We start from the raw sequence: 15,268 nt of genomic DNA, 5'->3' as shown, positions 1-15,268 counted from the left end.
GAAGCCGGTGGCCCCCACTGCGCACAAACGAAGCCCTTGGTTTCCGTTGCAGACTGTTCAGGCGAGCATGCAGTGCGAGGCAGGAAGAATGATGCCGGAAGCGCGTACGCCCCATTGGTTTTGAGAAGCACCGCTGCGGCGCGCGCAGCGCCGCCGGAAGCATGACTGCCTTGTCACCAGCGCGGAGTGCGCGAAGGCACCGATTCCAGATGCTCCACTGCCTCCTCCAAGCCAGGGGACCCGCTTAAGCGTTAGACAGTATGACTCCCGTGAGGCAAGGGCTGGCCTGCCGTGAGGAATCAAACGCGGGTTAGCATTGCTACCAGAGCCGCACGGTGCGGACGGGCCGCACCCGGCGAATTCCGGCACGGAGGCCAGCATGGAACACGATAGCACGCTGTACGTCGGTTGCGACGTTCACAAGGATTCGATCACGGTTGCCTATGCACTCGATGCGGGCGAGGTTGAACTGCTCGGCAAGACCGGTACGAGGCAGGCCGATATCGATCGCCTGTGCAAGCGCCTGCAGTCCAAGGCGCGCCGCATCCGCGTCGTCTACGAGGCGGGCCCGTGCGGCTATGGGCTTTACCGGCAACTCATCCAGAAAGGGTTCGACTGCATGGTGTGCGCGCCATCGCTGATTCCCAGAAAGCCCGGTGAACGTGTGAAGACCGATCGACGTGATGCCGTGAAGCTCGTGCGCTCACTGCGCGCAGGCGACCTGTCAGCGGTGTACGTGCCCGGCGTGGACGACGAAGCGTTCCGCGATCTGGCGCGTACCTGGGTCAGCGCCAAAGATGATCTGAAGCGTGCACGGCAACGGCTGAAGGCTTTCCTGCTCTCGCATGGGGTGCGCTATACAGGCCGTGCCGACTGGGGACCGGCGCACCAGCGCTGGCTGGGCGCGCATGCATTCGACAGTGCATGGCAGCAGCTGGCGTTCGAGGAACATCGGCGCACCATCGAGGACCGCCTCGCTCAATGCGCGCGACTGGAGGCCGCGTTGCGCGAAGCGGTCCCCAACTGGCGCTTCTATCCGGCCGTGCTGGGCCTGCAGACCATGCGCGGCGTGCAGTTCACCACGGCGGTGGGCATGCTCGCGGAGCTGGGTGACCTGTCGCGTTTTGCCCATCCGCGCCAGCTGATGGCCTGGCTGGGCGTGACGCCCTCGGAACACTCGTCAGGCGAGAAGCGCCGGCAGGGCAGTATCACGAAGAACGGCAACAGCTACGCGAGAAAGCTGCTCGTCGAAGCGGCCTGGAGCTACCGGCATACGGCCCGTGTCAGTCCCGACATCCAGCGCCGCCACGAAGGTATCCCCAAGCCGATCGTGGATCGCGCCTGGGACGCACAGGTGCGGCTGTGCCGACGCTATCGCAAGCTCATCGCGCGCGGCAAGCAGAAGAACATCGCGGTGGTCGCGGTTGCCCGCGAACTGGCAGGTTTTATCTGGGACGTCAGCCGGCTCGCGATGTCGCTGGCCGTACCGCACGAGGTGCGCCTGGCATGATGCAACATCCAGCCCCGTTGCCCCAACCTGACACTGGAGGAGTTTCCTGAAGGCGGCGTAGCCCGGCACACGAGTAACCCGCGACACCGCTACGCAACGGATTGCATCCGACTTGCGGCTTTAGATTGCGGCAGGCTCATTGGGCGGACCTCTGTAATGCGGTACCCAACCCGCGGATATCAGCGTGATCCACCGTCGAGATGTACTGCTACGTCGCCCTCAGGAAATTCAGGTAAATATGAATTTGAGAAACCGAAAAACCGATCCCGATTGACACCGGGAGTCATATCAGCGGTGTGAAGCCGCTTTCTTTGCTTACTTTCTTTGCGGCGGCAAAGAAAGTAAGTGCCTGCCCCGCACAGGGGCGACGCTAATAGACCAATAACAAATCAAGGAAAGGCCAACCCCGCGGGCACACAGCCAAAAAGCGCCGAGCAGGCAAACAGCACAGGGGCAACGCTAATAAACCCATAGAAAAAGAACAAGCCACCGCCGCAGGCGAACAACCAAACCCGCCGCATAGGTAAAAAACAAAGGCCACCGCCGCAGGCGCACAAAACAACGCCGCCGCCAAAGGCAGAAAAATCAAGAAGGAGCAATCCCGGCCCGTCGAGCCTTCCTCGACTCCCATCGAACTCGAATCCGATCCATATAAAGATAAACCACCGGCGTGGTATACAAAGTCAGCATCTGGCTGACAATCAACCCACCCACAATAGCGATCCCCAGCGGAGCCCGAAGCTCCGCCCCTTCCCCTCGTCCAAAAGCCAACGGCAACGCCCCGAGGAGGGCAGCACAAGTAGTCATCATGATCGGCCTAAACCTCAGCAAACAAGCCTGAAAAATCGCATCTCGCGACGACAACCCCTGCCGGGAGGCTTCAATAGCGAAGTCGACCATCATGATGGCGTTCTTCTTCACGATGCCGATCAGCAAGATCACCCCGATCAAAGCAATGATGCTGAACTCGGTCTTGAACAACAGCAAAGCCAGCAACGCTCCAACGCCCGCGGAGGGCAGCGTGGATAAAATCGTCAGCGGATGGATATAACTCTCATACAACATCCCGAGCACGATATACACCGCCGCCAAAGCGGCCAGAATCAGAATCGGCTGGTCGGACATCGACTGCTGAAACGCCTGGGCCGTTCCCTGGAAACTGCCGTGAATCGTCCCCGGCATGCCGATCTGCGCCATCGTGTCGTAAATCACTTGCGTCGCCGTCGATAACGACACGCCCGGCGGCAAATTGAACGAAATCGTCGATGCCACGAACTGGCTCTGGTGATTCACCGACAACGGCGTATTCCCCGGTCCGAAGCTCGCTATCGCCGACAACGGCACCATCGTTTCCTTCGAGGTCGATACGGCCGCACCCGACGAAGCACTCGACTTGCCGCTCGCCGCAATCGAATTGATCGCCTGGTTGCGCGCGGAATCGGCGGCAATACTCGCCGCGCTCGATGCGGTCGTGCCCGCCGTGCCACCTGTCGACGCACTAGTCGAAGACGAGGTCGATGTGGTCGCCTTCGACGTCACGGTGCCGGCCGGCGCGTTGGTGGTCTGCGCGCCGCTCGCGCTGCCTCCCGAGGTGCTGATGTAAATCTGCTTCAGCATCTCGGGGCTTTGCCAGTACTTCGGCGCGACTTCCATCACGACGTGATACTGGTTCAGCGGGTTGTAAATCGTCGATACCTGGCGCTGGCCGAACGCGTCGTACAGCGTGTTGTCGATCTGCGCCGGCTTGATGCCCAGGCGCGAGGCGCTGGCGCGGTCGATCGTCACCATCGATTCGAGACCGCCTTGCTGCTGGTCGGAATTCACGTCGGCGAGTTCGGGGCGCGCTTGCAGCGCCTCGGTGAGCCTGGGTCCCCACAGGTACAGATCGGTGGTCGAATCGGCCAGCAGCGTGAACTGATACTGCGCATTCGATTGCCGGCCGCCGACGCGAATGTCCTGCACCGCCTGCAGGAAAGTTCGCGCGCCGGCCATGTCGCCGAGCGGGGCGCGCAGTTGCTGGATCACCTGGTCGGCGGATATCTTGCGCTCGCTTTTCGGTTTCAGCGACACGAACATGAAGCCGGAGTTGGTCTGCCGACCGCCGGTGAAACCGGCCACGCTGTCCACCGCCGGATTCCTGCCGACGATCTCCATCATTTCCGAGAACTTGCCCTTCATCGCCTGGAACGACGTACTCTGGTCGGCCTGGATGCCGCCGATCAGCCGGCCCGTGTCCTGCTGTGGAAAGAAGCCCTTCGGCACGATGATGTACAGCCAGATGTTCAGCCCGATGGTCGCGAGCAGAATCGTCACGATCAGGCGCGGATGCAGCAGCGCCCAGCCAAGCGTGCGCTCGTAACCGCGATGCATCGACGTGAAGCCGCGTTCGAGCCAGCGTCCAAAGCGTCCTTCTTCCGTCTTTTCGTGCGGCTCGCGCAGGAGGCGCGAACACATCATCGGCGTGAGGGTGAGGGAGACCATCAGCGACACCGCGATCGCCAGCGACAGCGTCAGCGCGAACTCGCGGAACAGCCGCCCGACAATGCCGCCCATCAGCAGGATCGGCAGGAACACGGCGACCAGCGAGATACTGATCGACAGCACGGTGAAGCCGACTTCGCGCGCGCCGAGAAATGCGGCCTGCATGCGTGGCACGCCGTTCTCGATATGCCTTGAGATGTTCTCCAGCACCACGATCGCGTCGTCGACCACGAAACCGGTCGCGATCGTTAGCGCCATCAAGGACAGGTTGTCGATCGAAAAGCCGAGCAGGTACATCGCGGCGAACGTGCCGATGATCGAAATCGGCACGGCGACGCTCGGAATCAGCGTTGCGCGCCAGTTGCGCAGGAACAGGAACACCACCATCACCACCAGCGCCACCGCGATCATCAGCGTGCGCTCGGTGTCCTTCAGCGACGAGCGGATCGTCGTGGAACGGTCGGCGGCCGGCGCGATGTCGACGTCGGCGGGCAGCGACGCGTGCAACTGCGGCAGCATCGCGGTCACGCGGTCGATGGTTTCGATGATGTTCGCGCCCGGCTGGCGGTACAGAATCACCAGCACCGAACGCTTGCCGTTGAAGAGGCCGAGGTTGCGCAGGTCCTCGACCGAATCGACCACTTCCGACACATCGGAGAGCCTCACCGCCGCGCCGTTGCGATACGCGATCACGAGGTCGCGGTACTGCGCCGCCTTGCTGGCCTGGTCGTTGGTATAGATCTGCACGCGGTTCGGGCCGAACTCGATCGAACCTTTCGGGCTGTTCGCGTTGGCCGCGGCGAGCGCCGCGCGCACGTCTTCGAGACCGATGCCGTAGTGGAACAGCGCCTGCGGTTCCAGTTCGACGCGCACCGCCGGGTTGGCCGAGCCGCTCACATCCACTTCGCCGACACCGTCCACCTGCGACAGCGACTGCTGCAACACGGTGGCCGCCGAGTCGTACAACTGGCCGGCGGTCAACGTCTTCGACGTGAGCGCCAGAATAAGGATCGGCGCGTCGGCGGGATTCACCTTGTGGTACGTCGGGTTGCTGCGCAGGCTGGCCGGCAGATCGGCGCGCGCGGCATTGATGGCCGCCTGCACGTCGCGTGCGGCGCCGTCGATGTCCCGGTTCAGGCCGAATTGCATCGTGATCCGCGTCGAGCCGACCGAACTTGTCGAAGTCATCTCGGTCACGTCGGCGATCGAGCCGAGATGCCGCTCGAGCGGACTGGCGACGCTGGTCGCCACCGTGTCCGGACTTGCGCCCGGCAGCGTCGCCTGCACCGAAATGGTCGGGAAATCGACCTGCGGCAGTGGCGCGACCGGCAGCTTGGAAAACGCGAAAATGCCGGACAGCGCGATGCCGATCGCCAGCAAGGTAGTGGCGACTGGGCGGGAGATAAACGGACGCGACAGGTTCATCGGTCAGCTCCCTGCATCGGTGGCGGGCGGCGTTGGCGTGCCACGATTGAAGCGCTCGCGCGCCCGGCGGCCGAGCGAGTCGAACGCGAGATAGATCACCGGCGTCGTGAACAGCGTGAGCAGCTGGCTCACGACCAGGCCGCCGGCAATCGCGATACCGAGCGGCCGGCGCAGTTCCGACCCCGCACCGGTGCCGAGCATCAGCGGTAGCGCGCCGAGCAGCGCGGCCAGCGTGGTCATCAGAATAGGCCGGAAGCGCAGCAGACACGCCTGGTAGATCGCCTCGCGCGGCGGCTTGCCTTCCTCGCGCTCGGCATAGAGCGCGAAGTCGATCATCATGATCGCGTTCTTCTTCACGATACCGATCAGCAGCACGATGCCGATGATGCCGATGATGTCGAGATCATGCCCGGTCATCAGCAGCGCGAGCAATGCGCCGACCCCGGCCGACGGCAGCGTCGACAGAATCGTGATCGGATGGATGAAGCTCTCGTACAGCACGCCGAGCACGATATACATCGTGACGATCGCCGCCAGAATCAGGAACAGCTCGTTCGACAGCGACGCCTGGAACGCCAGCGCCGCGCCCTGGAAGCGCGTCTGGAACGATGCAGGCAAGCCGATATCTTTCTCCGCCTGAGCGATCGCTTTCACCGCCGCGCCGAGCGACGAACCGGGCGCGAGGTTGAACGACACGGTGGTGGCCGGGAACTGGCTCAAGTGCGTGACCAGCAGCGGCGCGGGCTTCTCGACGAACTTCGCGATCGACGACAGCGGCACCTGGCCGCCCGACGACGTGGAAGAGGGCAGGTAGATCGCGTTCAGCGATTCGGTGTAGTGCTGGATCTGCGGCTGCGCTTCCAGAATCACGCGGTACTGGTTCGACTGCGTGAAGATGGTCGAGATGATGCGCTGGCCGAACGCGTCGTACAGCGCGTTATCGACGGTGGCGGGCGTGATGCCGTAACGCGACGCGGTGGCGCGGTCGATCTCGATGTAGACCGACTGGCCGTTGTCCTGCAAGTCGGTGGCGACGTCGGCGAGTTCCGGCGACTGCTTCAACCGGGCGACCAGCTTCGGCACCCACGTGGTGAATTCGCCGATGTTCGGATCAGTCAGCATGAACTGATACTGCGTCGGGCTGACCGTCGAATCGATGGTCAGATCCTGCACCGGCTGCATGTATAGCGACGCGCCGGGAATATGCGCGACGTCCTGCTGCAGCTGGCGGATCACGTCGCTCGCGGTGTTCTTGCGGTCGTCGCGCGGCTTCAGGTTGATCAGCATGCGGCCGCTGTTGAGCGTAATGTTGCTGCCGTCCACGCCGATGAACGAAGTCAGGCTTTCCACGTCCGGGTTCTTCAGGATCTGCGCGGCCAGTTCCTGCTGCCGCTCGGCCATCGACGCATACGACACCGACTGCGGCGCCTGCGTGATCGCCTGGATCACGCCGGTATCCTGCACCGGGAAGAAGCCCTTCGGAATGAACACATACAGCACGCCGGTCAGCACCAGCGTGAGCACCGCGACGAACAGCGTCGAGCGTTGCCGGTTCAGCACCCACGTGAGCGCGACGGCGTAACGGGCGATTACATAATCGATGAACGCATGCGCTTTTGCTTCGAAGCGGTGGCTCTCGGGCGGCGGCGTGTGGCGCAGGAGCTTGGCGCACATCATCGGCACGAGCGTCAGCGAGACGATCGCCGAGATCACGATCGTCACCGCGAGCGTGATCGCGAATTCGTGGAAGAGCCGCCCGACCACGTCGCCCATGAACAGCAGCGGAATCAGCACGGCGATCAGCGAAACCGTCAGCGAAATGATCGTGAAGCCGATCTGCTTCGAGCCCTTCAGCGCGGCCTCCAATGGCGATTCGCCTTCTTCGACATACCGCGCGATGTTCTCGATCATCACGATCGCGTCGTCGACCACGAAACCGGTCGCGATCGTCAGCGCCATCAGCGACAGGTTGTCGAGCGAAAAGCCGCACAGGTACATCACCGCGAGCGTGCCGATCAGCGACAGCGGCACCGACAGACTCGGGATGATCGTGGCGTAGATGTTGGCGAGGAACAGGTACATCACCAGCACCACCAGCACCACGGACATCAGCAGTTCGAACTGCACGTCGCGCACCGACGCGCGGATCGTGGTGGTGCGGTCGGTGATGATCTCGACATCGAGCGCGGCGGGCAGCGACTGCTGCAGCCGCGGCAAGAGCGCCTTGATGCTGTCGACCACCTGGATCACGTTCGCGCCGGGCTGACGCTGCACGTTCAGGATGATCGCCGGCGTGTTGTTCACCCACGCGCCGAGCTTGGTGTTTTCCGCGCCTTGCACGATGGTGGCGACGTCCGTCAACATCACCGCGCGGCCGTTCTTGTACGCGACCACCGCGCTCTTGTACGCGTCGGCGTCGGTCAGCTGATCATTCGCGTTGATCGTGTAGTTACGCGTGGGGCCGTCGAAATTGCCCTTCGGCGTGTTGACGTTCAGGTTCGAAATCGTGGTGCGCAGGTCGTCGAGATTCAGACCATAGGCGGCGAGCGCGCGCGGGTTCGCCTGAATTCGCACGGCCGGGCGTTGACCGCCGGACAGGCTCACCAGACCCACGCCCGCGACCTGCGAAATTTTCTGCGCGAGGCGCGTATCGGCGAGATCCTGCACCTGCGTGAGCGGCAGCGTTTTCGACGTGAGCGCCAGCGTGAGGATCGGCGCGTCAGCCGGATTGACCTTCGCGTAGATCGGCGGCGCGGGCAGGTCGGACGGCAGCAGGTTGCCCGCTGCGTTGATCGCGGCCTGGACTTCCTGTTCGGCGATGTCGAGCGGCAGATCGAGGCTGAACTGCAACGTGATGATCGACGAGCCGGCCGAGCTTTGCGACGACATCTGATTCAGCGACGGCATCTGCCCGAACTGCCGTTCGAGCGGCGCGGTGACTGATGAAGTCATCACGTCCGGGCTCGCGCCCGGATAGAAGGTCTGCACCTGGATCGTCGGATAGTCGACCTCGGGCAGCGCGGACAGCGGCAGGAAGCGCAACGCGACGAGACCGACCAGCATGATCGCCGCCATCAGCAGGGCAGTGCCGACGGGACGCAGAATAAAGGCGCGGGATGGATTCATGCGGTAATTGCCATGCCTTTATTGCGAGGCTTGCGCCGGGTGTCTGCCGTGATGCCCGCGTGCGCCGGATGCACCCGACGCCGCGGCCGCTCCGCTCGCGCCGCGGGCGCCCGAGGCGCCGCGCGGCTTGTCGGCCGGAATCGTGATCTGCGCGCCTTCGCGCAGGCGGTCCGAACCGTCGATCACGACGCGCTCGCCGACTTGCAAGCCCGACTTGATGCTGGTGCGCTCGCCGTCGACCGGACCGATCTTGACCGGTCGCACCGTCACCGTGTTGTCCGGTTTCACGACGTACACGAACTGGCCCATCGAGCCGTTCAGCACGGCCGGCGTCGGTACGATCACCGCGTCCTTGATCGTACTCACCAGCAGGCGCGTGTTGACGAACTGATTCGGGAACAGCAGGTTCTTCGTGTTCTGGAAGATCGCGCGCAGCTTGACCGTGCCGGTGGTGGTGTCGATCTGATTGTCGAGCGTTTCGAGCGTGCCGCCTTCGAGCGAGGTCGTGTTGCTGCGGTCATAAGCGGTGACCGAGAGCTTCGTGCCGGTTTGCGTTTGCTGGAGGATCTGTTGCAGGTTGTCCTCCGAGGTCGTGAAGATCACGCTGATCGGCTGCAACTGCGTGATCACGACGATGCCATTGGTCAGGCTCGGCGTCACGTAGTTGCCCGGATCGACCTGGCGCAAACCGACTCGCCCCGACACCGGCGCGGTGATGCGCGCGTAGACCAGGTCGAGCTTGAAGGTGTCGATGTTAGCCCTGTCGGACTTCACCGTGCCTTCGTATTGCCTGACGAGCGAGGCCTGCGTGTCGACCTGCTGGGCTGCGATCGAGTCTTGCGCGAGCAGGGTCTGGTAACGCTTCAGGTCGAGGCGGGCGGTTTGCAGCAGTGCCTCGTCGCGCGCCAGCGTGCCTTGCGCGTTGTCGAGCGAGATCTGATACGGACGCGGGTCGATCTGCGCGAGCACATCGCCCTTCTTGACCATCTGGCCTTCCTTGAAATACACGTCCTGCAGCACGCCGCTCAACTGCGGCAGCACGGTTACATTGGCGAGCGGCGTGACCGTGCCGAGCGCGCTCAGCACGACCGGCATCTCGCCTTGCATGGCGGTAGCGACGTGAACGGGCTGCGGCAGGTTGGCCATGCCGCCCGGAGGGCCGCCGCGGCCCGCGCGGCCGCTGCTTGCGCCGCTCGCTCCGGCAGCCGCGCTGGCGCGGCCGGCCGGTCCGCCCCACGGATGCCAGCGCCACAGCACGAACCCAAGGATCACCAGCGCCGCGACAATCAGTGCGATGTTGCGGCCGCGATGCCGTCGCACCACGCCAGGGGCGTCCGCGGGACCGCCGGCCGGCCGGCCGGTGGCGGGCGGTTGCGAACCCGGTTGGGAAGCCGGAGCGGCAGGGCGTGAGGTTTCCGAATGCTTTTGTTGTTCGTCCATCGGTTCGGTCAGGTGGCTGGCTTGGATGTGGGCCGCTGGGTGACGGGCTGCTTCGACAGTTCGGCGGCTCGGCGCGCACGCGGCGTAACAGGCGGTTTCGACAGCGGGGGCGCCGCGCTTGTTCAGCGCGATGCTACCCGAGGCGCGGGGCAAAGATGTTAACCAAAGATGTTACGCGGAGCACTATCGTGACAGGTCGGCCGGGCCGTTATGGACCTGTGCAGTGAGCCGGATTGCTGCAGCGAACTGCGCATACCGCGGCCACGATGCCGGTAAGGTACCGGGGCCGGATACAGGTGCAAGGAGCCTCATTTAGCACGCCGACAGCGCCCTGTAGCGGCAATCCCGGGCAGCGCCCCGCGACGGGAAAGCATGATCCTACGTCGCGTGCTCTGTAACAGTCCACCCGTGTATTTTTCTTTTGATTACGAAGGTTACTGGATGCGCCGGGTGTTGACTGGGGCGCTTCGACGCGGCTCAGTTGTCGAGGCGGCGCCCAGGCGTGCCGCCGATTTCGAGGACGATTTTCGAGATGCATTCGAGCAACGCCGGCGCCGCGCGCGCCACTAGCCAGTCGCGCGGACACTGGTCCGCCGAACCGCCGCAGTTAACCGCATAGCGTTCGCCCGACGGGCCGATGAAACCCGCCGCGATCGCGTTCAGGCCGTCGTACCATTCACCGGTCGCGATGGCGAAGCCTTGCTCGGTGGTTTCTTGCAGCGCGGCTTCCAGCCGGCTGCTGACGTGACCCCAATCGTCGCCTTCAGCGGCTTGCAAGCCGATCAGCAGCTTTTCCCGTTCCGGTTCGGCGAGCGCCGCGAGATAGGCGCGGCCGATGGCGGTGCGGCTCAGATTCATCCGCGAGCCGATTTCGAGGCGCGACACCAGCACCGCCGAACGCGGCCGGATTGCGTCGATCACCACCATGTCGAGGCGGTCGCGCACGGCCAGGTGCACCGACAGGGCGGTGCGTTCGGCGAGTTCGATCAGGAACGGCCGCGCGCGGGCCCGGATGTCGAAATTGCGCAGAAAGCCGTTGCTCAGTTCCAGCACGGACGATGTCAGCACGAAACGTTCGCTGTCCGGCAAACGGAACAGGAAACCCGCGCTGACCAGCGTGGCCGTGATCCGCGAGACGGTCGGTTTCGGAATGCCGGTGAGTTCGGTCAGTTCGCGGTTGCTGAGCGGCGCGTCAGCGGCCGCGATCGAGCGCAACACAGTCAAGCCGCGTGCCAGCGCGGTGACTTCGTCTCCCGAGCCCTCTTTCTCTCTGGCTGGGTCGGCAGCAGTCTGGGAAGGCGTCGGTCGGATCATGTCGTTTTTTTGGAACTATATTTCAATTTTATTGATCACACGCTATTGGCGGCCATCCGGCAATACCGTCTGCCGACGGGCCCCTCATGGAGCATGGAGTCCATTTTTCATCTGAAGATTCATTGTATCGGAATATTTTGCCGAGACGAAAGACGGCTCTCCAGATTTTGCTTGACTTAGTCAGCATAACCATAAAAAATGGAATCTCATTTCGAAAGACGGTTTGGTGTTCGAGAATTTCAAGTTTCGAACTGAAGTTTTGAGCCAAACGTGGTCGCGCCGCTGTCCGCCTTGTGTCTGTCAGTTGTCCGCGCTGTTCCTGCCCGCGTCGCCGGGCAAACTTTCGAAATACCGTCTCTCAGGTTCTAGCACGGCCCTCGGAATGGCTAGAACTTTTTAAGGCGTCACGGCAACGTGACGCCTTTTTTTTGTGCGCTAATGGCGCACAACAAAGTCTGCTCCAACCGCAAACTCAGGTTTCGGAGACAACAAAGTCTGCTCGTTCCTCAAATTCTGTGGTGCATCGCAGCAATGCGATAGTCAAATCGCTATCAAGGTTCGCCATCAGCTTCCGTGGTTTAGCGCACGATGGGTTTGCACGGACCGATAGCGTCCTCTGTGTGGGCCAATCCAGAGTTCACAAGCAGGCGTTTGAAAGCTTGAAGTAAGTATTCTTTGCGCAGTCAGAGAGTTGACCACAACGCTCATGGCGGTCGCAGGCGTCAGGCAAGCAGTTGCCACGTTGGAATGCCAAGGGAGCGGGCTATTGCATCCAGCGTATCCAGCGTCACCCGAACGTGCCGTCCCTCAACTTTGTAGACATAGTTCCTAGCCAGTCCCGCTGCGACGGCGACATCTTCCTGAGTCAGTTTTAGACGGCCTCTAAACCGTTTTAGATTTTTCGCGACGCATTCGTCGAGCTTCCGCTCTTCGTAGGTGCCAACGTTGGTCCGTTCGATTGTAGACAGGAGTAGACACGGGTCGACGTCGAGGGAGGTGGCGAGTCGGTTGATTGTGTCCAAGTGCACGCTCGGTGCCTTGTTTTCAATAAAACCTACCGTATTCCTTGCTAAGCCTGCGTAAAGCGATAGCTCCACCTGCGACACGCCAAGGCGTGAACGGTGGAGTTTTAGATTGCGCGCAAACAGGGCTCGGGCGGACGTGGACTCGGACATAGAGTCCACGACTCTATTTAGGTGTCACATCCCCGTCTACATCCAAAAAACGTGTATCCAAATTTCGTGTAATGAATCGGCTAGGTAAAAGCTCGGAAACGTGCGCTTGAAATCAAATAATAGCTCCGGTATGCAGCTTACAATCTCTTCAATTTTTATCTTGACGAAAACATCCTTTTGTAGTGGTATACAAAAAACACTATCTGATAGGTAGACGCCTTTTCGGCGTGTATAACGTGCTCTGATGGTCTTTGAGGCGGGGAGGGGAGATGCCGGTCTGGAAGGCTCGTCCGGTTGAAGATGTGCCGCAGCGGGAATTGCAGAGGTGGCGCATTTTTCAAACCGTGCTCAACACCCGAGAATTTCTTGTCGAGCATTCACAGGGAGATGATGCGCTCGAGAGAGCCCGACTTCGCGAAGTTGCGAAGATGTTGCTGCGACACTACCCGGATGAAACGCATCTTTCATTGTCGGCTGCGGTGCTCCCGGATGTCTGGCGTGACCCGAGCAGGAGGAAGTGGCGATTGCGCCGTTCACCGCAAAGCGCGCCGAGCTGACAGGAAAAGTGTTCCGCCCTCGCGTGCTCGGTCTTGCCCAAATAGTGGCAATTGCCAGGCCCACGGAGAAAATCGTCACGTCAGTCAATTCCTCGCACCCGGTTTTGGATGGCCAGGGTAGCGAAGAAAGCAAGGCTCGAGTGACGGCCGATACCCTAGTGCTGTTTCAAGACTTTGATAACGTTCTTCACCGATGTGACGCATATCGTACGCGCCGCGGCATCGTGCCCGGCGACCCGAGCGCGACGCTATTCGATTTCGCGCAAATTCTCGATGACCTGTTGAAACCATATGTGGACGTAAGACTCGTTCTATCGACATCTTGGGTTGAAGTGTTCGGGTTTGCTCGGGCACGTGACAGCCTTCCGTTGCAGTCCCTGCGCGACCGAGTAATTGGTGCCACGTACCATCCCGAAGATTCTTTGGCTCCAGTTTGGTCAGCGATTCCCCGCGGTCAGCAGGTGCGCCGATACGCGGAGCGACATGGTCTGCGGCGATGGCTCGCGATTGACGACATGCGCGAGGGCCTTGATGGCGTCGAGTCACAGCTGGTCCATTGCCAGCCGGGCGTTGGACTTGGCGACAAAGACGTGCCGGCACTGTTTGCATGGAAGCTGGAGTGGATGTTCGGGCGGCGAGAGACTTCTGTCGTCGCTGTTACTTCGCCCTCAGGGCGGTCGAAGTGAAGGCGAAGCGCAAGCCACTGCGAGGTCGTGCCCAGGGGCGCGAGACAACGCGCGTCCTTGACTATGCCCTTGCTGGTGTCGCCAAGGAGCTGGCGCGTCTGTTCAAGCGGCAGCTAACACGCCGTCGGCGCCCTTTAACGCGGCGCGGCAAGAGCGGGCCGTCGAATCGACAGGTATTTCGCCTTCTATGTCGCGCCTTCTCGACGGCACTGCTGAATCCACGCATTCACGTGGAGCGCGCATCGAACCAACGAAGAAGCAACCTTGACAGTACGAGACTTACTGAGCCGCTTGCGCGGAGTCGACCAAGACGCGGTCGCGCTCTACTTGGCGCCGTACGCCGACAGCACCTGTGCGGAAGAAACTTGCGACGTGCTTGTTGTACCTGAAGCTTGGATATGCGAGCGTCACCAGTCGGAGGACGGTGATATTTCGGATGTACATCATCCGGCCACAAGCGGTCTATCACTTGGCTGGGACCAATCGACCGACGAGCAATGGCCCGAGCGTGTAGTCATCTTGTCTCCTGCCCTTGGGGCTTCGTATGGCCAACAGCGGCTGGGACATCGCTGTGCGACGCATCGATGCCGAATTTGACCTACCGCAGTTCATAGCGTCATCGCTTGGGCGCAAAATCGCCGCAAACAATTTTCGGCTACCGACTTCCGACCGCGGTAAGTTTCAACCGATACCCGACGACGTTATTGCTTGCATAGAACAAATTGTTCGCGACGCATACCTCGATGCGGGCGAAGATGTCGGCGGTGAGAGCTTGCGGGAGCGGAGGTCAGGTGTGACGGTAGACGAGGTAGCGCGCTTGCTGTTCGTCAGTCGAGCACATGTGCTCCGACTCCTTCAACACGGCGATTTGCGCGGAAGTGTCGGTAAAGACGACGAGACCGTCATCGACGAGGATTCGGCCCGCACCTATAAGGCGGAACGGGACGCGGCAAGGAAGCAGTACTTTCGCACTCAGACGGAAGATGACGACCCGCCCGGAATCTGAAAACAAGCGCCCGTGTATCCGCGAGAGTCGCCAGTCAGTGCGACTAAGATGTTTAGTCGGTTCTATCTCGACAAGTTCGCTGAACGTTTATCGGGAAACCTCAACTTCAATGCTAAGCGATGGCAGTGAAATGCGGAATGGACCAGACCCCGAGTGCGCAAAAATCCTGTTTCGGTCGGCTAGTGCAAACAAATAAACAAGTTCTTCCGCAGACTCACCTATGAGCGCGCGCATCAGCTCTGCGAGCGAGAGACAGGGTTCTTTCCTTGAATTCCTCAGTTCCGAAAATGCTGTGGAACGCCCCCGCCGCAACGACATGCGAGGGATTACACCACTTTTGCAACCGTCGGCTTGTCTCAATCAGGTGCTCTGTCAAAGGACTTCCGTGATGGTTCACCGCATCGGTCCCAAGATTCTGCAATTCTTCCCTGAAGTCAGATTGCACGAAACGCTCCCGCTTCTAGATACACTCAAGTCTTGCGATGACCACCTTCGTCGTTTCATCTGATTGCTGCGCGCACGTAATGTGCGCTCCGTAGTCGCTCCGG

General features: G+C 61.5%; 10 protein-coding genes. 4 read left to right on the top strand and 6 right to left on the bottom strand.

Annotated features, from left to right (window positions below):
* Positions 1-379: 379 nt before the first annotated feature.
* Complete coding sequence (locus AC3WOG_RS13645; protein WP_492578495.1) at positions 380-1,510, top strand: IS110 family RNA-guided transposase; 1,131 nt, start codon at positions 380-382, stop codon at positions 1,508-1,510.
* Between the two features lie 585 nt (positions 1,511-2,095).
* Here AC3WOG_RS13645 and AC3WOG_RS13640 read toward each other — a convergent pair.
* The 5 genes from AC3WOG_RS13640 to AC3WOG_RS13620 form a co-directional block, all read right to left on the bottom strand.
* The gene (locus AC3WOG_RS13640) at positions 2,096-5,416 is read right to left on the bottom strand and encodes an efflux RND transporter permease subunit (protein ID WP_492578494.1); all 3,321 of its coding nucleotides are present in this window, start codon (positions 5,414-5,416) and stop codon (positions 2,096-2,098) included.
* Between the two features lie 3 nt (positions 5,417-5,419).
* Positions 5,420-8,542, bottom strand: coding sequence for an MdtB/MuxB family multidrug efflux RND transporter permease subunit (locus AC3WOG_RS13635; RefSeq protein ID WP_492578493.1), 3,123 nt, complete (start codon positions 8,540-8,542; stop codon positions 5,420-5,422).
* Positions 8,543-8,560: 18 nt separating this feature from the next.
* Complete coding sequence (locus tag AC3WOG_RS13630) at positions 8,561-9,982, bottom strand: MdtA/MuxA family multidrug efflux RND transporter periplasmic adaptor subunit (protein WP_492578492.1); 1,422 nt, start codon at positions 9,980-9,982, stop codon at positions 8,561-8,563.
* Positions 9,983-10,459: 477 nt separating this feature from the next.
* Positions 10,460-11,296: an IclR family transcriptional regulator gene (locus AC3WOG_RS13625; RefSeq protein WP_492578491.1), complete on the bottom strand. Its 837-nt coding sequence runs from the start codon at positions 11,294-11,296 to the stop codon at positions 10,460-10,462.
* A 722-nt stretch (positions 11,297-12,018) separates the two neighbouring features.
* A complete protein-coding gene (locus AC3WOG_RS13620) occupies positions 12,019-12,471 on the bottom strand; it encodes a helix-turn-helix domain-containing protein (RefSeq protein WP_492578490.1) in 453 nt (150 codons plus the stop codon).
* A gap of 269 nt (positions 12,472-12,740) precedes the next feature.
* On the opposite strand from AC3WOG_RS13620, the gene AC3WOG_RS13615 reads away from it, so the two are divergent.
* The 3 genes from AC3WOG_RS13615 (at position 12,741) to AC3WOG_RS13605 (ending at position 14,720) form a co-directional block, all read left to right on the top strand.
* The gene (locus tag AC3WOG_RS13615; protein ID WP_492578489.1) at positions 12,741-13,028 is read left to right on the top strand and encodes a hypothetical protein; all 288 of its coding nucleotides are present in this window, start codon (positions 12,741-12,743) and stop codon (positions 13,026-13,028) included.
* Positions 12,989-13,714: an HAD domain-containing protein gene (locus tag AC3WOG_RS13610; protein ID WP_492578488.1), complete on the top strand. Its 726-nt coding sequence runs from the start codon at positions 12,989-12,991 to the stop codon at positions 13,712-13,714. Before AC3WOG_RS13615 ends, AC3WOG_RS13610 begins: the two co-directional genes overlap by 40 nt.
* 544 nt (positions 13,715-14,258) lie before the next feature.
* The gene (locus AC3WOG_RS13605; protein WP_492578487.1) at positions 14,259-14,720 is read left to right on the top strand and encodes a hypothetical protein; all 462 of its coding nucleotides are present in this window, start codon (positions 14,259-14,261) and stop codon (positions 14,718-14,720) included.
* A 214-nt stretch (positions 14,721-14,934) separates the two neighbouring features.
* Here the strand turns inward: AC3WOG_RS13605 and AC3WOG_RS13600 are convergent, their stop codons facing one another.
* Positions 14,935-15,165: a DUF6817 domain-containing protein gene (locus AC3WOG_RS13600; RefSeq protein WP_492578486.1), complete on the bottom strand. Its 231-nt coding sequence runs from the start codon at positions 15,163-15,165 to the stop codon at positions 14,935-14,937.
* Positions 15,166-15,268 lie beyond the last annotated feature (103 nt).

It is taken from the genome of Paraburkholderia sp. FW306-02-B (assembly GCF_058782725.1).
The sequence above is the reverse complement of the archived record's forward strand: the minus strand, read 5'-3'. Positions and strand labels throughout refer to the sequence as shown.